The organism is Micromonospora sp. NPDC049275, from assembly GCF_043197115.1.
Lineage (GTDB): Bacteria > Actinomycetota > Actinomycetes > Mycobacteriales > Micromonosporaceae > Micromonospora.
Genome location: NZ_JBICSN010000004.1, coordinates 499834 through 524781, shown reverse-complemented (window position 1 = coordinate 524781; position 24948 = coordinate 499834). Strand labels below are relative to the sequence as shown.

Annotated in this window: 24 protein-coding genes; 12 read left to right on the top strand and 12 right to left on the bottom strand. The window is 72.3% G+C overall.

Translation table 11 applies throughout. The annotated features are described in order from the left end of the window. Nucleotides 1-89: 89 nt before the first annotated feature. The 9 genes from ACGFIE_RS17190 to ACGFIE_RS17150 form a co-directional block, all read right to left on the bottom strand. Nucleotides 90-1085: an ABC transporter substrate-binding protein gene (locus ACGFIE_RS17190; RefSeq protein WP_393295601.1), complete on the bottom strand. Its 996-nt coding sequence runs from the start codon at nucleotides 1083-1085 to the stop codon at nucleotides 90-92. Nucleotides 1086-1215: 130 nt separating this feature from the next. Next, a complete protein-coding gene (locus tag ACGFIE_RS17185) occupies nucleotides 1216-1908 on the bottom strand; it encodes an L-ribulose-5-phosphate 4-epimerase (RefSeq protein WP_363682875.1) in 693 nt (230 codons plus the stop codon). Continuing rightward, nucleotides 1905-3587, bottom strand: coding sequence for a ribulokinase (araB, locus tag ACGFIE_RS17180; RefSeq protein ID WP_393295598.1), 1683 nt, complete (start codon nucleotides 3585-3587; stop codon nucleotides 1905-1907). Before araB ends, ACGFIE_RS17185 begins: the two co-directional genes overlap by 4 nt. A 701-nt stretch (nucleotides 3588-4288) precedes the next feature. Beyond that, entirely contained in the window at nucleotides 4289-5077 is a 789-nt protein-coding gene (locus ACGFIE_RS17175; RefSeq protein ID WP_393295595.1) for an ABC transporter permease, read from the bottom strand. Beyond that, the gene (locus ACGFIE_RS17170) at nucleotides 5074-6060 is read right to left on the bottom strand and encodes an ATP-binding cassette domain-containing protein (protein ID WP_393295592.1); all 987 of its coding nucleotides are present in this window, start codon (nucleotides 6058-6060) and stop codon (nucleotides 5074-5076) included. The genes ACGFIE_RS17175 and ACGFIE_RS17170 overlap by 4 nt, the downstream gene beginning before the upstream one ends. A gap of 34 nt (nucleotides 6061-6094) precedes the next feature. Continuing rightward, the gene (locus tag ACGFIE_RS17165) at nucleotides 6095-6937 is read right to left on the bottom strand and encodes a DUF4097 domain-containing protein (RefSeq protein ID WP_393295590.1); all 843 of its coding nucleotides are present in this window, start codon (nucleotides 6935-6937) and stop codon (nucleotides 6095-6097) included. 59 nt (nucleotides 6938-6996) lie between these two features. After that, nucleotides 6997-7521 carry a hypothetical protein gene (locus ACGFIE_RS17160; RefSeq protein WP_393295587.1) on the bottom strand — a complete coding sequence of 175 codons (525 nt, stop codon included), beginning with the start codon at nucleotides 7519-7521 and terminating at the stop codon, nucleotides 6997-6999. 66 nt (nucleotides 7522-7587) lie between these two features. After that, complete coding sequence (locus ACGFIE_RS17155) at nucleotides 7588-8781, bottom strand: aromatic acid exporter family protein (protein WP_393295584.1); 1194 nt, start codon at nucleotides 8779-8781, stop codon at nucleotides 7588-7590. Between the two features lie 94 nt (nucleotides 8782-8875). Then, nucleotides 8876-9844, bottom strand: a complete 969-nt coding sequence (locus tag ACGFIE_RS17150; RefSeq protein ID WP_393295581.1) for an SDR family NAD(P)-dependent oxidoreductase — start codon at nucleotides 9842-9844, stop codon at nucleotides 8876-8878. A gap of 82 nt (nucleotides 9845-9926) precedes the next feature. On the opposite strand from ACGFIE_RS17150, the gene ACGFIE_RS17145 reads away from it, so the two are divergent. Then, nucleotides 9927-10853, top strand: a complete 927-nt coding sequence (locus ACGFIE_RS17145) for an AraC family transcriptional regulator (protein ID WP_393295578.1) — start codon at nucleotides 9927-9929, stop codon at nucleotides 10851-10853. 136 nt (nucleotides 10854-10989) lie between these two features. Then, the gene (locus ACGFIE_RS17140; RefSeq protein ID WP_393295575.1) at nucleotides 10990-13227 is read left to right on the top strand and encodes a hypothetical protein; all 2238 of its coding nucleotides are present in this window, start codon (nucleotides 10990-10992) and stop codon (nucleotides 13225-13227) included. An 8-nt stretch (nucleotides 13228-13235) separates the two neighbouring features. On the opposite strand, the gene ACGFIE_RS17135 is transcribed toward ACGFIE_RS17140, so the two are convergent. After that, nucleotides 13236-13985 (bottom strand): SDR family oxidoreductase, encoded by a 750-nt coding sequence (locus tag ACGFIE_RS17135; protein WP_393295572.1) that lies wholly within the window; start codon nucleotides 13983-13985, stop codon nucleotides 13236-13238. Nucleotides 13986-14168: 183 nt separating this feature from the next. Between ACGFIE_RS17135 and ACGFIE_RS17130 the strand changes: the two genes are divergently transcribed. Beyond that, the gene (locus tag ACGFIE_RS17130; protein ID WP_393295569.1) at nucleotides 14169-14819 is read left to right on the top strand and encodes a class I SAM-dependent methyltransferase; all 651 of its coding nucleotides are present in this window, start codon (nucleotides 14169-14171) and stop codon (nucleotides 14817-14819) included. A gap of 186 nt (nucleotides 14820-15005) precedes the next feature. Further along, entirely contained in the window at nucleotides 15006-16289 is a 1284-nt protein-coding gene (locus tag ACGFIE_RS17125) for an ice-binding family protein (protein WP_393295566.1), read from the top strand. Between the two features lie 133 nt (nucleotides 16290-16422). Here the strand turns inward: ACGFIE_RS17125 and ACGFIE_RS17120 are convergent, their stop codons facing one another. Then, nucleotides 16423-16953 (bottom strand): adenylate kinase, encoded by a 531-nt coding sequence (locus ACGFIE_RS17120; RefSeq protein ID WP_393295563.1) that lies wholly within the window; start codon nucleotides 16951-16953, stop codon nucleotides 16423-16425. Nucleotides 16954-17188: 235 nt separating this feature from the next. Here ACGFIE_RS17120 and ACGFIE_RS17115 point away from each other — a divergent pair, with 235 nt between their 5' ends. The 6 genes from ACGFIE_RS17115 (at nucleotide 17189) to ACGFIE_RS17090 (ending at nucleotide 23094) form a co-directional block, all read left to right on the top strand. Continuing rightward, a complete protein-coding gene (locus ACGFIE_RS17115; protein WP_393295560.1) occupies nucleotides 17189-18376 on the top strand; it encodes an RNA ligase RtcB family protein in 1188 nt (395 codons plus the stop codon). Continuing rightward, nucleotides 18373-19035 carry a peptide chain release factor H gene (prfH, locus tag ACGFIE_RS17110; RefSeq protein ID WP_393295557.1) on the top strand — a complete coding sequence of 221 codons (663 nt, stop codon included), beginning with the start codon at nucleotides 18373-18375 and terminating at the stop codon, nucleotides 19033-19035. The genes ACGFIE_RS17115 and prfH overlap by 4 nt, the downstream gene beginning before the upstream one ends. Nucleotides 19036-19283: 248 nt before the next feature. Further along, nucleotides 19284-20111, top strand: a complete 828-nt coding sequence (locus ACGFIE_RS17105) for a PIG-L family deacetylase (RefSeq protein ID WP_393295554.1) — start codon at nucleotides 19284-19286, stop codon at nucleotides 20109-20111. Between the two features lie 98 nt (nucleotides 20112-20209). After that, nucleotides 20210-20854 (top strand): response regulator transcription factor, encoded by a 645-nt coding sequence (locus tag ACGFIE_RS17100; RefSeq protein ID WP_363682837.1) that lies wholly within the window; start codon nucleotides 20210-20212, stop codon nucleotides 20852-20854. Nucleotides 20855-20926: 72 nt separating this feature from the next. Then, nucleotides 20927-22099: a DUF418 domain-containing protein gene (locus ACGFIE_RS17095; RefSeq protein ID WP_393295551.1), complete on the top strand. Its 1173-nt coding sequence runs from the start codon at nucleotides 20927-20929 to the stop codon at nucleotides 22097-22099. Further along, nucleotides 22096-23094, top strand: a complete 999-nt coding sequence (locus ACGFIE_RS17090; protein ID WP_393295548.1) for a sensor histidine kinase — start codon at nucleotides 22096-22098, stop codon at nucleotides 23092-23094. Before ACGFIE_RS17095 ends, ACGFIE_RS17090 begins: the two co-directional genes overlap by 4 nt. 62 nt (nucleotides 23095-23156) lie before the next feature. Here ACGFIE_RS17090 and map read toward each other — a convergent pair whose 3' ends face one another. Beyond that, on the bottom strand, nucleotides 23157-23975 hold the full coding sequence (map, locus tag ACGFIE_RS17085; protein ID WP_393295545.1) for a type I methionyl aminopeptidase: 819 nt from the start codon (nucleotides 23973-23975) through the stop codon (nucleotides 23157-23159). A 102-nt stretch (nucleotides 23976-24077) separates the two neighbouring features. Between map and ACGFIE_RS17080 the strand changes: the two genes are divergently transcribed. Both ACGFIE_RS17080 and ACGFIE_RS17075 read left to right on the top strand, forming a co-directional pair. After that, a complete protein-coding gene (locus ACGFIE_RS17080; RefSeq protein WP_393295542.1) occupies nucleotides 24078-24344 on the top strand; it encodes a helix-turn-helix domain-containing protein in 267 nt (88 codons plus the stop codon). Nucleotides 24345-24378: 34 nt separating this feature from the next. Beyond that, nucleotides 24379-24711, top strand: coding sequence for a putative quinol monooxygenase (locus ACGFIE_RS17075; RefSeq protein WP_393295539.1), 333 nt, complete (start codon nucleotides 24379-24381; stop codon nucleotides 24709-24711). The last annotated feature ends 237 nt before the right edge of the window (nucleotides 24712-24948 follow it).

The following is a 24948-nucleotide window of genomic DNA, read 5'->3' as shown; positions in this document are numbered from 1 at the left end:
CGGGTCATCGCGGGTCATGCCCGGTCCGTTCGGGTTTATGGGCGACGAGGCGGGGCCGCCGCGCTCGCGCGGCGACCCCCCGACGTCGATCAGTACTTGCGGGTGGGCAGAGCCTCCTTGGCCTGCGCCTGGGTGAAGGTGGTCTCCTCGGTCTCGATCCGAGCAGGCACCTCCTGGCCGGCCTTGACCTTCTTGGCCAGGTCCATCAGCTGCGGGCCGAGCAGCGGGCTGCACTCCGCGATGAAGTTGAACTTCCCGTCGGCGAGGGCCTGCATGCCATCCTTGACGGCGTCCACAGTGATGATGGTGATGTCCTTGCCCGGCACCTTGCCAGCGGCGGTGATCGCCTCGAGCGCACCCAGGCCCATGTCGTCGTTGTGCGCGAACAGCACGTCGATCTGCTTGTTGCCCTTGAGGAACTGCTCCATGACCTGCTTGCCACCGGCGCGGGTGAAGTCGCCCGACTGGGAGGCAACGATCTTCAGGTTCGGGTTGGCGGCGATCGCCTCACCGAAGCCCTTCTTGCGGTCGTTCGCCGGGGCCGCGCCGGTGCTGCCCTGCAGTTCGACGATGTTCACCGGGCCGGTAGCGCCCTTCTTCTGCTCGACCAGCCACTCACCGGCGAGCTTGCCCTCCTTGACGAAGTCCGAGCCGAGGAACGTCTTGTACAGGCTCTTGTCGGCCGAGTCGACCGAGCGGTCGGTCAGGATGACCGGGATCTTGGCGTCCTTGGCCTCCTTGAGCACGGTGTCCCAACCGGACTCGACCACCGGCGAGAAGGCGATCACGTCGACCTTCTGCTGGATGTAGTTGCGGATCGCCTTGATCTGGTTTTCCTGCTTCTGCTGCGCGTCGTCGAACTTCAGCTCGATCCCGGCCGCGGTGGCGGCTTCCTTGATCGAGACGGTGTTCGCGGTACGCCAGCCGCTCTCCGCGCCGACCTGCGAGAAGCCCATCGTGATCTTGCCGTCGTCCTTGGTGCCGCCGCCGCCGCCGGTGTCGCTGTTGCCGCAGGCCGCCACGCCGCCGACGAGCAGCACGCTGGCGAGGACCGCGATAGCGCGCTGCGTTCGCAACTTTCTCATCAGTTCTCCTTGGCTGGGTGTGGTGGATGACCGCGCGAGCCGCCGACGTGCGAAGGGTGGCGTACGCGGGTGGTGCGTGCTGGTGCGTCGGTGGAGCAGACCGGCGGGCCCGGATGGCCGCTGGAGACGGTCAGGAACCCGCCGGTGCGACTGTTTGTTGGCCGTAGACGTTCTGGTAACGGTGGTAGAGAGCGTCGATGTCGGCCTGCGCGATCGGCACGGGCTTCCCGAGGGTCCGCGCCAGGTACGAGGTGCGGGCCACGTCCTCACACATGACCGCGGCCTTGACCGCCGCCCGGGCGTCCCGGCCGATGGTGAAGACGCCGTGGTTGCGCATCAGCACCGCGGGTGAGCGGTGCCCGGCGAGCGTGGCGACGATGCCCTTGCCGATGTCGTCGCCGCCGATCAGCGCGAACGGACCCAGCGGGATCTCCCCGCCGAACTCGTCGGCCTGCGCGGTGAGGTGGCACGGGATCGCCTCTGCGCAGGCGGCCCAGGCGCTGGCGTACGAGCTGTGCGTGTGCACGACGCCGCCGACCTCGGGCATGGCCCGGTAGACGTAGGCGTGGGCGGCCGTGTCACTGGACGGGGCGAGATCACCCTCGACGAGGACACCGTCGAGGTCGCAGACCACCATCGTGTCGGCAGTCAGGTCGTCGTAGCCCACACCGCTCGGCTTGATCACCATGAGGTCCTGGCCGGGGACCCGCGCGGAGACGTTGCCGGACGTCCAGGCGACCAGGTTGTAGCGGGTCAGCTCGGTGTGCAGCCGGGCGACGGTCTCGCGCAGCTCGGCGATCTGTCGACTCACCTCTGCGTTCATGCGACGACCTCCAGCGGGGTCTCGTGCGTGACCGTGGCGGCCTCGACGGCCGCGTTACGAATCGCCCGCAGGCGGAGCATGACGTCGTTGCCACCCCGACCGAAGTGGTCGTGCAGCGCCCGGTACTCGGCGTACAGGGCGTCGTAGGCGCGCGCCCGGTCGGGATCCGGCGTGTAGACGGCCTCGTGCACACGCCCCATCGCCTGCGACGCCTCGTGGATCGAGGGGTACGCCCCGGCGGCGACGGCGGCGTGGATCGCCGACCCGAGCGCCGGCCCCTGCGCGGACGCGATGATGTTCAGCGGTCGCTTGGTCACGTCGGCGTAGATCTGCATCAGCAGCTTGTTGTTGGTGAGACCGCCGGCGATCACCAGGTCGTTCACCGGCACCCCGGCCTCGACGAACGCGTCAATGATCATCCGGGTGCCGTACGCGGTGGACTCCAGCAGCGCACGGTAGATGTCCTGCGGGCGGGTGGCCAGGGTCATCCCGACGATCATCCCGCTGAGGTCGTGGTTGACCAGCAACGACCGGTTGCCGTTCCACCAGTCCAACGCGACCAGGCCGTGCGCGCCGACCGGTTGGCCGGCGGCGAGCTCGGTGAGCCGTTCGTGCGAGTCGAACCCGGCGGGGGCGCCGTGCTCGACGAACCAGCCGAAGATGTCGCCGACGCCGCTCTGCCCGGCCTCGTAACCCCAGGCGCCGGGGCTGATGCCGCCGTCCACGACACCGCACATGCCGGCCACCTCGGCGACCTCCGCGCCGTTGACGACGTGGCAGGTCGAGGTGCCCATGATGGCGACCAGCCGGCCGGGCTCCACGGCCTGCGCGGACGCCGCGGTGACGTGCGCGTCGACGTTGCCGACGGCCACCGCGATCCCCTCCGGCAGACCCGTCCAGGCCGAGGCGCGGGCGGTGAGCGTGCCGGCGCGGGCGCCGAGCGGCAGCAGCGGCCCGTCGAGCTTGGCCACGAAGTCGCCGAAGTCGGGGTTGAGCGCGGTCAGGAAGCTCTCGGACGGGTACTGCCCGTCCTGCAGGATGCCCTTGTAGCCGGCGGTGCAGACGTTACGGGTCTCGGTGCCGCTGAGCTGCCAGACGATCCAGTCGGCGGCCTCGATGAACCGCTCGGCCCGGTGGTAGACCTCCGGGTCCTCCTCCAGCATCTGCAGACCCTTGGCGTACTGCCACTCGGCGGAGATCTTGCCGCCGTACCGGCCGATCCACGGCTCGGCCCGCTCGTGGGCCAGCGCGTTGATCCGGTCGGCGTGCGGCTGCGCGGCGTGGTGCTTCCACAGCTTGACCCAGGAGTGCGGCCGGTCGCGCAGGTCGGGATCCTCGCACAGCGGGGTGCCGTTGGCGTCGGTCGGCAGCACGGTGCAGGCGGTGAAGTCGATGCCGATGCCCACCACCGCTGCGGGGTCCACCCCCGCGGCGGACACCGCCGCCGGGACGGCGTGGCGCAGCACGTCGCGGTAGTCCTCCGGATTTTGCAGCGCCCAGTCCGGGGGCAGCGGCCGACCTCCGGGCAGCGTCGCGCTGATGACCGCGTCGCCGTACTCGTGCACCGCGGTCCCCAACTCGGCACCGTCAGAAACCCGGACCACGAGGGCCCGCCCGGAGAGAGTGCCGAAATCGACACCCACGACGTAGCTTTCGGCAGCTCCGTCCACACGCTCCATGTTCACCTCCACCGTTAACGGGGATAGTGTTAACGCTCACATCCAGCCTCGTCAAGACATCTACCTGCAACAGCTCCGTAACGGAACGCGGGGGGCACGCCGGTGCGGGCGGGTTGAGTCGGGCGCTTCCACAGCGGACTGGTGCAAAGTCCGCGATTAGGACTCCGCCCTGCCGGCGCCGCACCGGAAGGCCGCAGCGGATCGGTCGACGCCCGACGCCTCCTCGGCCGGCCGTCGGCCCCGCGCGGCTCGACCAGCCAGGCGACGACAGCACCGTGCCCGCCCGTAGCGGCCCTCAGCCCGAACACGACCGTCGACCGGCCGGTGACGAATGTCAGCGATAACATCGCCACGGCCGCCGCCCGCCCATGAGCAGATCCATGCCGTACGCCACGGCCGCCGTCGAGCCCATGAGCGCGTGCTCCGGCCGCCGACAGGCACCTCACGCGCCCGAGCCGCGCGACGTGTTATCGATAACATTCGACGTTTCGTGATCGACTCCAGGTCGGGGGGGGGGGGGGGGGGGGGGGGGGGGGGGGGGGCGCGCCGCCCGCCCCCCCCCCCCCCCGCGGGGGCGGGGGGGGGGCGCGCCGGGTGGGCGGGTGGGGGGTTCCCTGTCCGCGGCACCCCCCCACGTCGGCAAATCGAGTCGATCACGCGCCCGGCCCGGCCGCAGCGGGCCGGGCCGGGCGCCCGTCGGGTCAGGCGGTGCGGCCGCGGTTGTAGAGCGCCTTGGCCCAGAGGAAGCAGACCACCGTGATGACGGCGCACCAGCCGACCGCGAGGAACCCGTTGACGCCGATCCCGGTGCCGAACAGCAGGCCCCGGAGGGTTTCCATGACCGGTGTGAAGGGTTGGTAGTCGGCGAACAGGCGTACCGGTGTCGGCATGGAGTCGGTGGGGACGAACCCGCTGCCGAGGAACGGCAGGAGCACCAGCGGCATCGGCAGGTTGCTGGCCGTCTCGACGCTCTTCGAGACCAGGCCGAGGGCTACCGACAGCCAGGTGACCGCGAAGGTGATCATGGTGAGGACGCCGATCGCGGCGAGCCACTCGACGGCACTGGCGGTGGGACGGAACCCGACGAGCAGCGCCACGCCGGTGACTGCCGCGAGGCTGAGCATCGACTGGAACACGCTGCCCATGACGTGGCCGGTGAGAACCGACGGTCGGAAGATCGCCATCGTACGGAAGCGGGCGATGATGCCCTCGGCCATGTCCATGGCGACCGAGATCGCGGTGCCCTGCGCCGCGCTGGCGACCGTGATGAGCAGGATGCCGGGGGTGACGTAGTTGGCGTAGTCGGCACGGTCGCCCGAGGGTCCGAGGCCGGCGCCGAGCGTGCCGCCGAAGACGTAGACGAAGAGCAGCAGGAGGATGACCGGTATGCCGATGAGCATGAGGGTCAGCGAGGGATAGCGCCGCATGTGCAGGAGGTTGCGCCGCAGCATGGTGTTCGAGTCGCGCAGGGCGAGGGTGAGGGTGCTCATCGCGCGGAAGCCCTTTCCTGGCCGGACCGAGCGGCCCGGGTGTCGGTTTGGTCGGGTTGGCCGGTGAGGGCGAGGAAGACGTCGTCGAGGTCGGGGGTGTGCACGGCGAGGCCGGCCACGGTGATCGCTTCGCGGTCGAGGTGGTCGAGGACGGACCGCAACGAACCGACCTCGCCGTCGCTGGGCACCTGGAGGGTCAGCGCGGCGTCGTCCCGGGTGGCCGCCGCGAACGTACGGGCCGCCGAGTCGAGACCCTCCTGGTCGGCGAACCGCAGCACGACGTGGCCGCCCGGGATGAGCCGCTTGAGCTCGTGCGGGGTGCCCTCGGCGATCAGCCGGCCGTGGTCGAGGAACGCGACGCGGTCCGCAAGCTGGTCGGCCTCCTCCAGGTACTGCGTCGTCAGCAGGATGGTGACGCCCTCGGCGGCGAGAGCCCTGATGATGTGCCACATGGCGCGGCGGCTGCGCGGGTCGAGGCCTGTCGTCGGCTCGTCGAGGAAGATGACGCGGGGGTCGCCGACCAGGGTCATCGCGAGGTCGAGCCGACGGCGCATGCCGCCGGAGTACGTCGCGGCCGGCTTGTCCGCCGCCTCCGCGAGATCGAACTGCTCGATCAGGTCGGCGATCCGTCGTCGACCCGTCGCCCTGTCCAGGTGACACAGGTCGGCCATCAGGTTCAGGTTCTCCCGACCGGTCAGCAGGTTGTCCACGGCGGAGAACTGGCCGGTGACGCCGATCAGGTCGCGTACCGCGTCGGGCTCGCGGGTCACGTCGTGGCCGAGGACACGGGCGTGGCCGGCGTCCGCCCGGAGCAGGGTGGAGAGGATCTGCACGGTGGTGGTCTTGCCGGCGCCGTTGGGGCCGAGCAGCGCGAAGATCGTTCCCTCGGTGATCATCAGGTCGATGCCGTCGAGCACGACCTTGTCGCCGTAGGACTTCCGCAGCTCGGTGGTGACGATCGCGGGTTTCCTGCTGCTGGTCATGGTCTCCTCATTCGTGGTGGGGGGTCGTGGCCGGTCAGGCACGGCGGATCGTGATGTCGCCGAAGGAGGTGTTCGCGCGGATCTCGACCGTCTCGTCGGTCTCGGCCGGGCTGTCGGTCGACTCGAGCGCGTTGTGCACGCGCCCGTGCCGGGAGCTGACGTCGAGCCAGGCGGCGGTGCCCCGCCGGACACCGACCTCGATCGCGCCGTACGAGGTGTGCGACTCGACCGACCCGCGCACGACCTCGCCCAGCCGGACGTTGCCGTACGCCGTGCGTGCCGCCACCGAGGCCATCGACGCGTCGACGGTGATGTCGCCGTACGCGGTGTTGACCCGGACGTCGCCGCCGCCGCGGCCGATCCAGCAGTCACCGGAGGAGTTCTTGATCTCCACGGTGCCGTCGACGGTGCCGAGGCGCACCTTGCCGGAGGATGCCTTCACCCGGGCGGAACCGGTGACGCGCTCCACCGCGACCTCACCGTGGCTGCTGTCGATCTCCAGCGGCCCGGTCTCCTCGAGCCGTATCCCGCTGCCGGTCTTGATGCGGCACTCGCCGAGCCGCCCCTCGCCGCGGAACGCCGCCCACGCCGCCTCGGCGTGCAGCCGTGACCCGCTCGGCACCTCGATGAGGACGTCGACCGACGGCCCCGAGCCGAAGCCGTACCGGCGCCAGCTCTTCGGCACCCTGATCCGCAGAAGCCCGGCGGCGTACTCGATCGTGGTCTGCTCCGCGGCGCTCACGTCGGCCTTGCTCGACGGGTCGCGGGGCCGCACCTGCACCACCGTGTCGGTGCGGTCGGTAGCGGCGATCCAGGCGTCCCCGACGGGCAGCTCGACCTGGACGGAAATCGGTTCTGGTGTGTCGAAAACAGGCATGGTGGTCTCCCGGAAGGTGTCAGCGAGGGCGGAGCGGAGGTGGGAAAGGGGCGCGACGGTCAGCGCGCCCAGCCGGTGACGTGCTGGCCCGGCCGCGGCGGCTCGGGCCGGCGCGGTGGCTGACGGTCCGTGCCGGCCGCGACGGCGGCGGCGACGGCCCGCACCAGCCAGGCGTTGACGGACAGCCCGGCCCGGCTGGCGGCCCCGTCGACGCTGGCCTTGAGATGGTCGGGGAGGCGGAGGTTGATCCGGGACGTGCCGCCCTCGTCGTTCTCGGGCGGGAGCAGCGGCGCCGGCGCCGGAGGCGGTTCGCTTACCGCGCCCGTGCCGTCGGTCGGCGGGTTCGCCGGCGTCACCACGAAGTTGGGCTCACGCCCGCGCAGCCGGACGTGCACCGACCCGGGGGCGAGATCGCGGGTGATCTCGTCGGCCGCGTCGGACAGCGCCTCGAGCAGCGTCAGGTGGGTCGCCGCTTCCAGCTGGGTGAAGAGTCGCTCGGCCAGCACCCGCCCCTCGGGATCGACGCCCTCGGCGGCCACGGCGAACTCGTTGCGCAGGTTCTCGACGTACGGCCTCAAGTCCATGGCACCATCATGGCATCACTTTGGCTCAGATTGCAACAGCAATGGCTCAGAGCGCTGCCATGCCGCTCATCGGCGCTCGCCGGCGGGACGCTGCGGTCTCCCGAACGCGCGGCGGACCAGCCGGTTCGCGACCTCCTGCGCCAGCCCGGTGGCCACCAGCAGATCGCTTGTCGTCGTCCGGACCTGCGCCACCACGACGGCTCCGGAGAAGCCGACCCCCTCCCGATAGGCATCACCGGCGGCGCAGACCGCCCGCAGGGCACGCGCCCGCGCCTCGGTGGGTTCGTGACCGGCGGCGAACTGCCGCTTGAGCAGGCGTACCGCCGCGGCGAGGTCGGCGACCGCCCCCGGCAGCGCCTTCGGGACCGGCTCGCCGTCCTCGATCACTGTCACCGCGCGGCGGATCAGCGTTCCGGCGTTGCGCATCGCCCGGTCGATCGGCTCCGCCGCCTGCGCGTACCTGCCGACCGGCCCGTGCCGCTCGTGCCAGTGCACAGGCGAGAGGGTGCTGGCCTCGCGGGCACCCTGGGTCGCCTCGATGAGCGCCCGCAGCTCGTCCTTGTTCTCCCGCAGCTTCGTACGGGCGGCCAGCGCACGGTCGATGTCGCCGTCGGCCAAGGCGCCGGCGGTGGCGTCGAGGGTGGTGCTGAGCAGGTCCAACACCGGCCGCGCGGCCCGGTTGAGCACCCGCAGCGGGCTCAACGGCAGGAGGACGGCGGTGACCAGCAGCGCCACCGCTCCCCCGACGAGAGCGTCCACGAAACGGGGAATCTCCAGGTCCCGCACGGACGGACTCAACGTGGCGATGAGCACCGCCGTCGCCCCGGCCTGGATCACCACCGCCGCGCTACCGGCCAGGAACAGCGCGACGAGGATCGCCAGCACGACGATCAGGGCGAGTTGCCACCACCCGGTGCCGGTCACCGTGAGCAGCAGGTCGCCGACCAGCACCCCCACCGTGACGCCGATGATCAGCTCGACGGTGCGACGCAGTCGTTGGCCTACCGACGCGGCGAGGGTCGAGACCGCGGAGATCGGCGCGAACACCGGCTGCGAGACGTGCAGCACCTGGCGCACCACCAGCCAGGACAGCGCCGCGGCCAGACCGGCCTGCAGAGCGAGGCCGCCGATGCCCCGTACCCGCCGCCCCCGGTCCCGCAGCGTGCCCCACAGTCGGGCGCGGAGTCGGGCGACTGTCGTCGCCGGAGCGGCGTGCGCCGGGGCACCCCCGTCCGTACCGGACCGACCGGCAGCGACCATGGCGGCGGCTACCCGGCCGTACCCCGATCAATCCTGGCCGCCGGGCGCGGCCACGCGGGGCCGCGCCGCGCCCGGCGTCCGACGGCGGTCGCGCTCAGCGCGCGGCAAGCACCTTCTCGGCGTACGCCCAGAGCTGGTCCGCGGCGACCGGGTCGAGGGCGTGTGCCGCCACCCCACCGCTCGCGTCCGAGCCTCCGGGCACCACCTCCGCCTCCTGGTTGTCGACGAAGTACCGGCCGCCGATGCCGTCGAGCAGGGGTGACGCGGCGAGCAGGACCGTGGTGGCCGCGCCCTGAGCGGGCGTCTTGAAGTAGTCCGGTACGACGAGGTTGCCCGCCTCGTCCATCGCGCCGAGCGCGCGCATCATGTCGTCGTCGATGTGACGCTGCAGGTTGGTGTGGATGTACCCGGGGTTGAGGGCGTTGGCGGTGATCCCGTCGTTCGCCCACTGCCTGGTGATGCCGACCGCGAGCAGGACGTCCGCCGTCTTCGACTGCCCGTACGCCGTCCACGGGTCGTACGGGCGCCGCTCGAACTGGGGGTCCTCGACGTCGAACGGAGCGCCCAGGTGCGCCCCCGAGCTGACCGCCACGACCCGGGCCGCCCCGGCGGCGCGCAGGTTGTCGTGCAGACCGACGGCGAGCGCGAAGTGACCCAGGTAGTTGGTCGCGAGCTGGAGTTCCCAGCCCTGCGCGGAGAGCTGCCGGGTGGGGAGCGCCATGATGCCGGCGTTGGCGACCAGCGCGTCGAGCGGGCCCCGCCAGGCCGCGACGAAGGCGTCGACCGATGCCAGATCGGCGAGGTCGAGCGCGGCCGACCGCACGGCGCCCCGGGTGGCGCCGGTGGAGAACTCCTCGACGAGCGCTCTGGCCTGCTCCGGATCACGGACCGCGACGGTGACCTCGGCGCCGGCACCGGCCAGGGCGCGAACGGTCTCGACACCGAGGCCGGAGGCGCCCCCGGTGACGATCATCCGGCGGCCACCGAGGTCCACGCCGTCGAGGATCTCGGCGGCGGTGGTGCGGGCGGTGAACGACGTGGTGAGGCGTGGGTTCGCTGTCATGTCGACCAGGCTATGAACCCGCCTCTGGACTGCCTATAGCCTAGAGTCCGCATTACTTTCGCGAGAGTCCAGGACGGTGCGGATGGATCCCCTCGAGGACGTACTGGCGTTGCTCGGTGCGACGAGTCACGTCTCCGCCGGCCTCGTCGCCGGTGGTCGCTGGGCGCTCCGGTTCGACCCACCGGCCGGGGCCAAGTTCAACGCCATCCGACGCGGCCGCTGCCTCCTGCGCGTCGACGGCGAGCCCGAGACGATCGACCTCGCCGAGGGCGACTGCTACCTGCTGACCCGGCCGGTGGCGTACACGCTCTTCAGTGACCCCGACGCCCCGGTCCAGCCGGCGTACCCGATCTTCGCCGCCGCCGGAGACGGCGTGGCGCACGCGGGCGACGGCGACGACATGTTCCTCATCGGCGGCGCGTTCTCCCTGGGCGACCGGGGTCGCAGTCTCCTGCTGGACAGCCTTCCGCCGATCATCCACGTGCCCGCCGACACCCCTGCGGCCGCCACCATCCGCTGGGCGCTCGACGAGATCGACGCCGAGTTGCGACAGCCTCAGCTCGGGTCGCGGCTCGTCGCCGAACACCTGGCGCTCGTCCTGCTGATCCAGGTCCTGCGGCTGCACCTGGCCCGCGACCCCCAGCACACGTCCGGCTGGCTCGCCGGGCTCGCCGACCCGGTGGTCGCCCCCGCGCTACGGGCGATGCACGGCCGACCCGAACGGTCCTGGACGGTGGACGAGATCGCCCGCGCCGCCGCCGTCTCCCGGTCGACGCTCGCCGCCCGCTTCCGGCAGGTCGTCGGCGTGGGCCCGCTGGAGTACCTCACGCACTGGCGGATCGAACTCGCCGCCGACCGCATCCGCCGAGGCTCGGACACCGTCGCCACCATCGCCCTGGCCGTCGGGTACGGCTCGGAGAGCGCGCTCAGCGTCGCCTTCAAACGTGTCACAGGCGTCTCGCCACGCGCCTACCGCAGACAGGCTGCCGGAAGCATCCGGGCCGGGTAGGCGTCCGGCCGTCACCGCGAGCGTCACCGGTGCGATTGCGCGCGTCCGGGCCGGGTAGACCCGATCCGCCACGTCGGTGGCGGTTCGTCCCCGGCCGGATCAGCGGCACGGGGCGGGCGGGACGCTTCGGGGGGCCATGGCCGATGGATCAGCGCGGTTGAGCGGGGCCGACGCCTCCGGCGAGATCGTGGAGCTGCGGGTGCACGGCGTCTCCGGCGCGAGTGTCGACCAGGTGCTCAGCCTGGAACAGACGACGCAGGTCGCCGGAGACCGCAGTGGCGGCTTCGTCCGGCTCCGTTCCCGCCTGCCGGAAGCCGACCCGCGGGGCGTGACGCTGGAGGCGTACCGCTGGGGTGATCTGCCCTCCGGAAGCGTGGCCCAGACCCTGGCGCTGGTCTTCCTGCTGCCGTTCATGCTTGTCAACGTGGCGGTCTGGATGCGCCCGGCGCAGCCGGGCACGGAGGCCGTGGTCAAGTCCCTGTGCCGGCTGCTGGCGCTGACGCTGACCGTGCTGTACGTGCTCGCCATCGTCGGCGTCGCCCTCGACCTGGTCGCGTGGAAGTGCCTCACCACACCCCGCTGCCTGGCCGGACGTAGCTGGCTGTCGTGGCTGAGCGGGCAGCCGGTCGGGCTGCGGCTGGCGGTGCTCGCGGTGCTCCCGGCCGCCGCGATCGGGCTGATCTGGCGGATCAGCACCCGCCCGGGCAGATCGTTCGAGGCGTTCCGCGGCCCCGACGAGAACCTCTCCGGGCATCGGCTCGGCACTGTCGGCAAGTGGGACGCCGAGCCGCTGGTCGGACGGCTCCGGTCGGTGCACGTCGCGACGGCATTCGCGACGCTGAGCCTCGTCCTGCTCGCCGCCCGTGCCGGGAACGGCGCGTCGGTCGTCACTGTCACGTTGGCGGTCGCCACCGGCGTCGTCCTGGCCACCGGCGTGGTGCTGCTCTGCACACCCCCGCTGATCGACAGGTCCCCCGGTGACCGGCGGCTCGACGCGATCACCAGCACGCTGCGCACGACCGCGCTGGTGCTGACCGCGCTGGTCGCGACCCACGTGCTGACCAGCTCCGCACCCTGGCACGACGGGGGTGACCTGCCCGGGTACGACACCACCCTGACCTGGCTGTTCACCACCCAGACGGGGCTGCTGCTCGCGCTCGGCGTGGTGCTGCTCTGGCGGCGGGACCGGCGACGGGGAGCCAGCCCGCTGTTCGGGCTGGGCGCGCTGGTCATCGCCGGCACGGCGATCACCATGGCGGTGGTGTACTCCGCCGAGCTGGTCTACCGGGTGGCGGACTATCTCGACCGCGACGTGCCCACCGCTGAAGGCATCGCCACCGGCCCGCCCCGGGCGTACACCTGGGCGATCTTCGGTTTTCTCCGCACCGTGCTGGTCACGCTTGTCGTCGCCGGCCTGGTCGTCGTGGTCTCCCGCCCCCGTCGTTCACGGGCGGCGGCGGCGGTCGTCGCGGGCGACTACCCGGACCCGCCCGCCGAGGCCGGGCCGAGGCTGCGGCAGGTCCGCGCGGCGATAGCGCGGGCCCGCTTCACCGAGCGACTGGTGCCGCTGGCCGTGGTCTTCGGCTGCCTCGCCGGCATCGGCACCGCCACCACCACCCTCGGCCTGCTGGGCCTGTTTCCGGGCGACGTCGTCGAACGCTACGCCCGGGTGCCGGCCGACGCCGTCACCTTCGGCATCGCGTTCGGCAGTTGGGCGATCGCGGCGGCGCTGCTCGGCCTGCTCCTCGGCGGGATCTTCGCCTACCGCACCGTCCCGTTCCGCCGGCACGTCGGTGTCATCTGGGACCTCGGGACCTTCTGGCCCCGGGCCGCCCACCCGTTCGCGCCGCCCTGCTACGCCGAACGGGCCGTGCCGGAGCTGACCCGGCGCATCACCTACCTGGTCGAACGCGGCAATGCGGTGCTGCTCTCCGGGCACAGCCACGGCTCGGTCCTGCTCGCGGCGACCGTGCTCCAGCTGCCACCATCGATCGGCAGCCGGGTCGCGCTGCTCACCCACGGTTCGCCGCTGCGCCGGCTCTACGCGCGACTCTTCCCCGCCTACATCGACGACGCGGTGCTGCACGAGATCGGCAACCGGGTCGGCTGGCGGTGGGTGAACCTGTGGCGCGACACCGACCCGATCGGCGGCCAGATCTTTCCCGACCTGGACGCATCGACGCCCGACGGCGACCCAGCCGCGATGGTGGACCGCCGACAGCGCGACCCACGTGACGTGGTGACACCGCCCGGCGACAGCGTTCCCCCGCCCATCGAGGGGCACTGGCCGTGTGAGTCCGACGAACAGTTCGCCGACGCGGTACGGGAACTGGCGCAACGCCTGCGGCACGATCCACGCACCACCCCCACGTGACAGATCGGCTACCGCGCCGCCCGGGCACGCCACTCGTCCAGGCGCGTAGCGGCGATGCGGGCGCCGTCGGCGGGAACGAGTGAACGCTCGCCCAGCGTGGCGCCGAAGTACCGTGCGTCGGGGTCGGTCACCACGGCACGGGAATCGGCACGGGCGGCGAGAACGGACCGGCCCATCTCGTCGAGGCGGAGCTGTTCCGGGCCTGCGATCTCGACCACGCCGTTGACCGGTGCGCCGACCGCGACCGCCGTCACCTCGGTCGCGACGTCGTCCGCCGCCATCGGTTGGATGAGCACCGGCGCCAGCCGTACCGTGTCGCCGTCGGTGGCGGCGTCGACGATGCCCTGGAGGAACTCGAAGAACTGGGTCGCGTGGACCACCGAGTACGGCAGTCCGGATGCCGCGACGAGCTTCTCCTGTGCGACCTTCGCCCGCATGTACCCGCCGTCCGGAAGCCGGTCGGAGCCGACGATCGAGAGCACCACGTAGTGCCCCACGCCGGCAGTCGCCGCGGCGGGAAGGAGGGTGCGCGTCGACGTCTCGAAGAACTCCCGGACGGCGGCGTCCTCGAACGACGGGGAGTTCGACACGTCGACGACGACGTCGGCGCGGTCGAGCGCCTCGGCCACCCCCTCGCCGGTCAGCGTGTTCACGCCCGTCCTGGGCGACGCCGCCACCGCCTCGTGACCCTGCTCCCCAAGGTTGTGAACGACCTTGGAGCCGATGAGACCACTGCCGCCGACGACGACGATCTTCATGGTCGAACCACTTCCCGTCTCCGTGCGATGCGCCGAGCCGCAGGACGAAACAAGCCTACGGAGCGTGGAACGCCGGCGCGGGGACATCGCCGCTCATGATTGTGGTCGTCCGGTGGCCTGGGTAGCGTGCTCGTCGGGGCCGCTGCCGGCGGGAGCAGGCCCTCCGCACCTCTGGAGGTGGACGTGGCCGCGGTGTCCCACCCGGTGTTCGCCCGGATCTACGAGCGACTCTCTGTCGCCATGGACCGCGCCGGCACCGCCGCGTTCCGCCGTGACCTGGCCGCTGGCCTGACCGGCCGGGTGATCGAGGTCGGCGCCGGCAACGGCCGCATGTTCGCCCACTACCCCCCGACGGTGACCGAGGTCGTCGCGGTGGAGCCGGAGCGACGCCTGCGTGCCGCCGCCGTCCGGGCCGCCGCGGCCGCACCGGTACCGGTCACGGTCGTCGATGGCCTGGCCGAGGCGTTGCCCGCCGGAGAGGGTGAATTCGACGCCGCCGTTGTCGCGTTGGTGCTGTGCACCGTGCCCGACCAGGCGGCCGCACTCGCCGAGATCCATCGTGTACTGCGCCCGGGCGGTCAGCTGCGCTTCTTCGAACACGTTGCCGCCGAGGAACCCGGCCGCCTACGCCGGGTCCAGCGGCTGTCCGACGCGACGTTCTGGCCCAAACTGTTCGCCGGCTGCCACACCGGCCGCGACACCACGGCCGCCATCCGGACGGCCGGGTTCGCCATCGGCGAGCTCCGTCGTTTCCGGTTCCCGGCCTCCAGTTCCAGCCCCTCCTCGCCGTGCGTGCTCGGCCGGGCGACCCCTGTGGAGCAGCGGCTGCACTGAGCATGCGGCCTGTGTGGATGACGCGAATGCGAACCTCGCTCTACCTCGCGTTCTTGGTTATTGTCCCGTTTTGACGACAATTGCCCCGATCTCATGATGTCGTGGTCAACGCACCCGGCCGTGTCACCAGGCCGTTCTGAGCAGGACGCGCCACGCCTCCTGCGAGTTCAGCACGGAGGTTGATTTGTGACAGCACAACGCATTCGTCGTCTCCGGCGGGCGGTCCTGCCTGCCCTCGGGGCCTCTGCGGCCGTCGCCGTGGCCGCCAGCCTGCTTCTCTTCAGCTCGACCGCCGCCAACGCGGCCGACGCTCCGGTGGGGTTGGGGACGGCCGCCGACTTCTCCGTCCTGGCCGGGGCCGAACCGACCAACACGGGCCCGAGCTTCCTCGCCCAGAGCCTTGGCAGATTCCCCGGCAGCACCGCGTCGGGCTTCGGAACGGCGACCATCGGTGGTGAGATCCACCTCGGCGACGCGGTGGCGCTGCAGGCCCAGAGTGACCTGATCACCGCCTACAACGATGCCGCCGGCCGGACCCCGTTCACCATCCTGCCCGCGGAGCTCGGGGGTAACACCCTCAACGCGGGCGTCTACCGGATCGGGGCCGCGCAGCTCACCGGGGCGCTCACACTCAACGGTCAGGGCGACCCCGCAGCCGTGTTCATCTTTCAGATCGACTCGTCGCTGACGACGGCGTCGAGCAGCAGCGTCGTCCTGATCAACGGAGCATCGGCCTGCAACGTGTTCTGGCAGGTCGGCAGCTCGGCGACGATCGGCACGAGCACCACCTTCATCGGCACCATCATGGCCCAGGCATCCGTCACGATGGCCACGGGCGCGACCCTGCAGGGCCGCGCGCTGGCGCGAACCGCCGCCGTCACCCTCGACACCAACACCATCTCCGCACCGGTGTGCGCCGGGCCGCCCGGGCGCTCCGGGCCACCCGGACCCACTGGACCAGCCGGACCCACCGGACCGGCCGGGCCCTCCGGTCCACCCGGTAGCCCTGGCGTGCCCGGCAGCCCCGGAGCGCCCGGCAGCCCCGGAGCGCCCGGCAGCCCCGGAGCGCCCGGCAGCCCCGGAGCGCCCGGCAGCCCCGGCGCCCCGGGCAGCCCCGGAGCACCCGGCAGTCCCGGAGCACCCGGCAGCCCCGGCGCCCCGGGCAGCCCCGGAGCACCCGGTAGTCCCGGCGCCCCGGGCAGCCCCGGAGCACCCGGTAGTCCCGGAGCACCTGGCGCACCCGGCAGCCCCGGAGCGCGCGGAGCGCCCGGAGCGCCCGGAGCACCGGGCAGCCCTGGCGCACCGGGTAGTCCAGGAGCACCTGGCGTACCCGGAGGATCGGGCGAGAACATCCTTCCGGTCACCGGCAGCGGCATGGTGCCGGTGATGACGAGCATGGGAAGTGTGCTGGTCGCCCTGGGCGGACTCGTGCTCCTCCTCGCCCGGCGCCGACGGTCGCAGACCTCCTGATCGACGGGCCCGGCCGGTGTGTCCTGCCGGCCGGGCCCCGATCGACATCGGTTGGGACGTCGACGTCCCGGCGGCTCCGGCCGGCCGTCGGGGCGCCGCGCACAGGCCAGCGGGGCGACGGCGGCAGGGTCCGTCATCCGGTCGGCAGGCCTGTCAGCCAGTCGTCCAGGGCTTCCGGCTTCGAGAACAGCAGCACCGGCGGCCCGACCGGGTCGGCCTGCCAGGCCCGCATCCGCCGCCGCGCCCGGCCGAACGCGCCGACGTGCCAGAGCAGGATCGAGTCCCCGGACAGCACACTGCCAAGTGATTCGCGGTTCCCGTTGCAGATCACCTCGCCGGTGCCCAGGCGGCGCAGCGTACGGCGCAGCAGCCGCCAGAACGAACGCCACCGCGGGTAGTCCAGGGCCACCACCAGGTCGGCGCGCGCCAACGGGACGTCCCGCCAGCCGTGGTACGCGCCGTCGAGGATCCAGGTGTCCCGGCGGCAGATCTCCTCGATCCGGCGGCGCTGCTCGGCGACCGGCACCTCGACCCATCCCGGCAGCCACAGCAGGTCGTCCACCGGATACCAGGGCAATCCGAGGTGCTGTGACAACCGCTCGGCGAGAGTGGACTTGCCGGCGCCGTACACCCCGTAGACCAGGATGCGGCGCGGTGCGGTCATCGCGGCAGCGTACGCCGCGCGGTCGAACGGGCCACACACGTCGCGCTGGAGAGACGGGTCGGCCACGAGTCGGGGCTCCGTCGATAATCGCTTGCCGCGTACGAGGGACGCCGCCAGAGTGGTGCCCATGACGTACTGACGGACACCACCCGAGCACCGCGCCGAGGCCGCTTCGCGAGCCGACCGGCGCCGTACCGCCGTCCGTCCCTTTCGCTTGAGCGAGAAGTGAGCGTCGTTGTCTGAGCACCACTCCCCTCGGGAGTTCCTGTCCCCGTCCGCCCCGGCCACCGTCGCCGTGTTCGCGTCCCCCGCGAGTTGGATCGAGTCCGCCGCTGTGGACCAGTGTCGGCGGGTAGCCGCCCTCGACGGCATGATCCACGTTGCCGGGATGCCGGACCTGCACCCGGGCAAGGGCGCCCCGATCGGTGCGGCCATGGCGTCGACAGTCCTGTACCCGTTCCTGGTGGGCTCCGACATCGGTTGCGGAATCGCGGTGTTCCCCATTCGGCTCCGGCGCGTCGTACCCGAGCGGCTGGCTGCCCGGTTCCCCGACCTCGACCGCGCGCTCGACCCCGAGCGGGACGCCGACGACCCGGCCTGGACCGTCGTCGCGGGCGACGTCCCCGCCGGCCACCTGGACGGTCTCGGCACGGTCGGCCGCGGCAACCACTTCGTCGAACTGGCGCGCGTGGACACCGTCTTCGCACCGGACCACGCGGACCGGCTCGGGCTGGGCACCGGTGACCTCGTCCTCGTCGTGCACAGCGGCTCGCGGGGCCTGGGCGAGCGGATTCTGCGGACGCACACCGAGACGCACGGGGCGGGCCCCGCCGCGCATCCGGCCGACTACCTGGCCCGGCACGACGAGGCGGTGCGCTGGGGCTCGCTGAACCGACGGCTGCTGGCCGCCCGGGTCGCGTACGCCCTGGGGGCCGAGCCGACCGAGCCGGTCGTCGACCAGTGCCACAACCTGGTCGAGGTGCGCGACGGCGTCTACCTGCACCGCAAGGGGGCGGCACCCGGCGACGGCCGTGACGTGCTCGTCGCCGGCACGCGGGGTACCGCGTCGTACCTCGTGGCCGCCCACGCCGGGGCGGACGCCAACCACTCGGTGGCGCACGGCGCGGGCCGCAAGATGTCCCGCGCCGACGCACTGCGTCGGGGCCGGGCCAAGCACACGGTCGAGGAGCTGCGGCGTACGCCTGTGGGTTCCCTTGTGGTCTGCGGCGACCGCCAGTTGCTCTTCGAGGAGGCGCCCACCGCGTACAAGCGGATCGAGCAGGTGATCGCCGATCTCGTCGAGCACCGGCTCGCCACGCCGGTGGCCACCACGATCCCCCTGGTCACCTACAAGACGCCGGACGTGGGAACCGCGTCGCGGTCGGATCGGCGCGACCAGCGCCACGGGCGGGGACGGTCGTGAGCGCGCAGCTGCTGCTGTCTGCCGGCCGTGGCCCGCTGGAGTGCGCCTGGGCGCTCGCCCAGCTCCTGCACCGCCTGCAGGACGACGCCACCCGGCGGGGCGTGACGGTCCAGCGGGTACACGCGGTGCCCGGGGACCGGCCCGGCACCTACCGGTCGGCGCTGATCCGGATGTCCGGCGCCGACGTCGAGGCGTTCGCGGCCTCCTGGACGGGCACGCTGTGCTGGCAGGCGCCCAGCCCCTACCGGACCAGCACCGGTCGGAAGAACTGGTACGTGACCGCTCAACCACCGCCGAGCGACGCGCCGACGACGACGTTCGCCGAGGCCGACGTCGACGTCGTCGGGTGCCGCACCGGCGGTCCCGGCGGCCAGCACCGCAACAAGGCCAGGACGGCGGTACGCGCCACACACCGTCCCTCGGGCCTCGTCGTGGTGGTGGACGACGAACGGCAGTTCAGTCTCAACCGGCGCATCGCCCTGCACCTGCTGCGGCAGCGCGTCGAGCGTGGCGACGAGGAGGCCCGCCGCGCGGTCGCCACCGCCCGCTGGCGCATCCACGACGACCTCGTGCGGGGCGACCCGACTCGCACGGAACGTCCGGAGCCAGCGCCCGCGCCGAGCCGGCGACGGCGTGGACGACCAGCCTCCGGCCGCTGATGATCGCTGGGTGCTGGGGTCGTCCGGTCGCTGCGCCGGTTCCGCGCCGGGCGTCGCGGCAGGACGCCACCTTCCGGATCACCTCGTAGGGGCGGGCTCGGACCTCCAGGACCTCGTCGGCGAACGCCCGGGGCACCTCCTGGGGCAGGTTGTGCCCGACGCCGCCGCCGACGCTCCGGTGGTGCCAGCCGGCGTCCCCGAACAGGACACTCGCCGTGCGGGCGCGACGCTGGTCGTAGGGTGATGGCATGGCTGAGCGATCCCTGACCCTGATGGCGGTGCACGCCCACCCCGACGACGAGGCGACGAGCACCGGCGGCGTCCTTGCCCGGTACGCCGCCGAGGGAGTCACAACGGTCCTCGTGACCTGCACCGACGGGCGGTGCGGCGACGGCCCCGGCGGGGTCAAGCCCGGTGAGCCCGGCCACGACCCGGCCGCCGTCGTGGCGATGCGTCAGACCGAGCTGGAGGCCAGCTGCGCGACGTTGAAGGTCACCCACCTGGAGACGCTCGGCTACGCCGACTCCGGGATGATGGGGTGGTCGACGAACGACCAGCCCGGCTCCTTCTGGACGACGCCGGTGGCCGAGGCCGCGGACCGGCTCGCCGACCTGATCCGCCGCTACCAGCCCGACGTCATCGTCACCTACGACGAGAACGGCTTCTACGGTCACCCGGACCACATCCAGGCACACCGCATCACCATGGCCGCCGTCGCGCAGACCGACGTCCCCGCGAAGGTCTACTGGACCACCGTGCCGCGGACGGCGTTCACGGAGTTCGGCCGGATCATGAAGGAGCTGGGCGTCGAGTGGGCCGAGCCGGACCCGTCGTCCGACGTGCCCGAGCTGGGCCTGCCCGACGACGAGATCACCACCTGGGTCGACACGCGGAGCTACGGCGCGCAGAAGTTCGAGGCGCTGGCCGCGCACGCCAGCCAGACCGAGAACATCTTCTTCCTCCAGCTGGGCCAGGAGCGGTTCACCGAGCTGATGGGCACGGAGACCTTTGTCCGGGTACGGGACACCACCGACGCGCCGGTGCCCGAGGACGACCTCTTCGCCGGCCTGCGCTGACGCGAACCCGCTGCGCTGACGCGAACCCGCTGCGTTGACACGAACCCGCTGCGCTGACGCGTACCCACGGCCGGCGGCGGGCCCGCTACCGTTGCCGGGTGCGGGTGGTGGTGGCGGAAGACCTCGTGTTGTTGCGGGACGGGCTGATCCGTCTGTTGGAGGCCCACGGCTTCGAGGTGGTCGCCGCCGTGGGCAGCGGGCCGGATCTGCTGACCGAACTCGTCACGCGGCGTCCCGACGTGGCAGTGGTCGACGTGCGGCTGCCGCCGACGTACACCGACGAGGGCCTGCGGGCCGCGCTCGCGGCGCGGGCCGAGGTGCCGGGGCTGCCGGTGCTTGTGCTCTCCCAGTACGTGGAGCGGCTGTACGCGCGGGAGCTGCTCGCCGACGGCCACGGCGGGATCGGCTACCTGCTCAAGGACCGGGTGTCCGACCTCGGCGAGTTCGTCGCCGCGGTTCGCCGGGTCGCCGCCGGCGGCACCGCGCTCGACCCGACAGTGGTGGCGAAGCTGCTCGACAGCCGGACGCGGGTGCTGCCCCTGGACCGGTTGACCCCCCGCGAGCGGGAGGTGCTCGGGCAGATGGCGCAGGGCCGGTCCAACGCGGCGATCGGTGCGGCCCTGTTCATCACGGAGAAGGCCGTCGCGAAGCACACCAACAGCATCTTCGCCAAGCTCGGGCTGCAGTCGTCCGAGGACGACAACAGGCGGGTCCTCGCCGTCCTCGCCTACCTCGACGCATAGGGGTACTGGTACCACCCCGGGAGGGGTTCCAGGCTCCTCGAAACGGGTCTCGTCAGCGACGAGCCTGAGGACATGACCGCAACCACAAGCACCAGGGCCCTCCACGCGGGCCCCGTTCCCCGGGCCGACCGCGCCCTCGCCCCCGACCTCGCCCGCGGCGCCATGCTGCTGTTCATCGCGCTCGCGAACGCCGCGAACGCCGCGTTCGCCGGCCAGCCCGGCCTGGACGGCACGCCGCACGGCGCGCAGCGCGTCGTCAACGCCGTCCTGGCGATGTTCGTCGACAGCCGCGCCTACCCGGTCTTCGCCGTCATGTTCGGGTACGGCCTCGTGCAGATCGCCAGGCGACAGGGGGACGGCGCGCGGCGGATCCTGGTGCGACGCAACGCCGCCCTCATCGTCTTCGGCCTGTGCCACGCTGCGCTGCTGTACTTCGGGGACTTCCTCGGCGCGTACGGCATCGTCGGTATCGCCGCCACCCTGCTGTTGCTGCGCCGCGGCGACCGCTTCCACCGTGTCGTGCTGTGGCTGTGGGGAATCCAGACCGCGTACGCCGGGGTCCTGGCGGTGACCGCGCTCGTCGGCGTGCGCGGCGGCGAAGCCGTCCTCACGAACACGCCGAACCCGTCGCTCGCCGCCTCGTCGTACGGCCAGTCGATCCTCGACCGTCTCGCCGAGTGGCCGGTCCACACGGTCACGGTGCTCCCGTTCATCGTCATCGTGTGGTTGGGCATCTGGGCGGCCCGGCGCCGCATCCTGGAGAACCCCGCCGCACACCGCACGCTGCTGCGCCGCGTCGCCGTCGGCTGCCTCGGCATCTCCGTCGTCGGTGCGCTCCCCTACACGCTCATCGCCGCTGGCGCCGTGCACGTCGACGCCGATACGGTCGAGGCCATGGCACTCGTCCACGCCGTGAGCGGCGAGTACGGAGGGCCGGGCTACGTGGCGCTGTTCGGCCTGCTGGCGCTGCGCCTCGATCGCGCCCGCCGCGGCCGTGCCGTGCTCGCCCCGGTGATCGCGCTCGGGCAACGGTCGCTGAGCGGATACCTGTTGCAGTCCGCGGTGTGGCTCGTGCTGTTCGCGCCGTTCGCGCTGCACCTGGGCGGCACGTACGCCGCCGCCGGCGCGGCGGTCGTCACCTGGCTGGTCTCGCTGGTCGCCGCCTGGGCCCTGAGCGTCAGCGGTCACCGGGGGCCGGCGGAGACGCTGCTGCGCCGCATCACCTACCGCGCCACCCGCCGATGACCGCCATCACCCGTAGGACCGTGGCCGGGGCGCTCTGCGTCGCGGCCACGGTCGCGTGGCTGGCCACCGGCCGGGGCGTGTTCTGGCCCCGGTGGGTGTACTTCGCCGTCGGTTTTGTCCTGCTCGGCCGGCTCCTGCTGCGGCGGGCACTGCGGGTGCCACCGGGCCGGCGTCTCTGGCTCGCCCTCGACGCCGCCGTCTGCACCCTGATCTGGTGCGCCGACCTCAGCGTCTGGGTGCTCACCGGCGGCGGCTACTTCTGGCCGTTCTGGACGCTGCTCGGGATGGCGACGATCGTCGGGCTGCACGCCTGGGTGGTCAGCCGCCCTCCCGGCGCCCGGGAGCGGGAGCTCACCGAGCGGGTCGCCACGCTTACCCGTTCCCGCCGCAGTGCCGTGGACCAGCAGGCGGCCGAGCTGAAACGGATCGAGCGGGATCTGCACGACGGGGCCCAGGCCCGCCTGGTGTCCCTGGCGCTGACCCTCGGCCTGGCCGGGGAGCTGCTGCGCCGCGACGTCGACGGTGCCGCGCAGCTGCTGGCGGAGGCCCGTGCGACGGCGACCGCCGCCCTCGACGACCTGCGCACCGTCACCCAGAGCATCCACCCGGCGGTCCTCGCCGACCGCGGCCTCGGTGACGCCGTCCGCGCCCTGGCGCTCGACCTCGCCGTGCCCGTCACCGTCGTCGGCGACCCGCCCGCGCAGCTCCCGCCGGCGGTGCAGACGGCGGCGTACTTCGCGGTGGCCGAGGCCCTGGCCAACGTCGCGAAGCACAGCGGCGCCACCGCGGCGAAGGTGACCTTCGACGACGAGGTCGGCGACCTGCTGCGGATCCACGTGGACGACGACGGCTGCGGTGGCGCCGACCCGAGCCGCGGCACGGGCCTGCGCGGCATCATCGGCCGACTCGACGCCATCGACGCCCGCCTGACTGTCGACAGCCCGGTCGGCGGCCCGACCCGGGCCACCGTCACGATCCCGATCGAACCAGGGTGACCCGCGGCCGCACGACACCGGCGACCGCGATCACCACCGGCCGACGGGCGCGGCGGGGCTCGTCAGGACGTCGCGGCCGACTGCCCGCTGCGGCTGTCCGGTCGTACGCCCTGGTCGGGGCGGTTGGTCAGCACCCGCGGGCCGGCCTCGGTGACCGCGACCGTGTGTTCGGAGTGGGCCGAGCGCGAGCCGTCCGCGGACCGGATCGTCCACCCGTCCTGATCGAATTTGATCTTTCCGGTGCTGCGGCAGAACCACGGCTCGATCGCGAGCGTCAGACCGGGCTTGAGTTTCATGCCCCGCCCGGGTCGGCCGTCGTTGGGCACGTGCGGGGCCTCGTGCATGGTCCGGCCGATGCCGTGCCCGCCGAACTCGTCGTTGACCTGGTAGCCGTACCGGCGGGCGACCTCGCCGATGGCGGCGGAGATGTCGCCGAGCTGGTTGCCCGGCCGCGCGGCGTCGACGCCGGCCGCCAGCGCGACCTCGGTGGCCTCGATCAGCTTCAGGTCGGCCGGAGTGGGGGTGCCGACGATGACGGACAGCGCGGAGTCGGCCGCCCAGCCGTCGATCGCGACCGCCATGTCGATGCTCAGCAGGTCACCGTCGCGCAGGACGTAGTCGTGCGGCAGGCCGTGCAGCACGGCGTCGTTGACCGAGAGGCACAGGACGTTGCGGAACGGGCCACGACCGAACGACGGCGTGTAGTCCCAGTAGCAGGAATCGGCGCCCCGCTCCCTGATCCGGCTGCGGGCGTGGCGCTCCAGGTCCAGCAGGTTGACCCCGACGGCCGCCGCCGCACGCAGCTCGGCCAGCAGCTCGCCGACGAACTGGCCGGTCACGGCCATTCGATCGACTTCCGCGGCGGTCTTCAGCTCGATCACGATCAACCCTTCCCTCTCGGTGCGGTATATTTATACCACGCAGGTCGGAGGGGCCGGCGGGTCGCCATTGCCGGTCCGCGCGGGCGCATCTATCCTGCTCACATGGTTCGCCCACCCCTCACACCGGCACAGATCGCCGCGGGGCAACGCCTCGGGGCGGCGCTTCGGGTCGCGCGGGGCGGTCGCAGTCTCGTCGAGGTGGCACTGGCGGCCGGCATGTCACCGGAGACGCTGCGCAAGATCGAGGTGGGCCGGCTTCCGGCACCCGCGTTCGGCACCGTGGTCTGCCTCAGCGAGGTCCTCGGTGTCGCGCTCAGCGACCTGGCCGACGTGTGGCTGGCCGACCTACGCCTCCGCGAGGCATCCTGAGCGCTCGGTCGGCGACGCTGGGTAGCCTGAGGCCATGATCTTCATTACCGCGAAGTTCCGGGTACTGCCCGAGCATGCCGACCAGTGGCCGCAGATCGCCGCCGCGTTCACCGAGGCGACCCGCGCCGAGCCCGGCTGCCTGTGGTTCGACTGGTCCCGCAGCCTGGACGACCCGACGGAGTACGTCCTGGTCGAGGCGTTCCGCGACGACGAGGCAGGCGCGGCGCACGTCCAGTCGGACCACTTCCACGCGGCGCAGGAGACGCTTCCGCCGCACCTGGCCGAGACGCCGCGCATCGTGAACGCCACGGTGGGCCAGCAGGACTGGTCGCTGCTCGGCGAGATGGCCGTACCCGAGGCCCACTGACCGCAGGCCGACGCCGGCCAGGCCACTCCGCGCCGGATCCGTTCGGCAATCCTCGCCGACCCGGGCCGGTCTATCCATTGGGGACTGTCGGATATCCGCGATCGGCGTGGCCGGCCCGGGTGGAGGATGTCGGACATCGATCTCGTCGCTAATGTCCATCGTGACAAGCGCCTGCCGGGGAAGGCGGTGATCGATGCGTTGCGTCGCCTGTGGAGCCGACACCGATGCGGCCCTCCC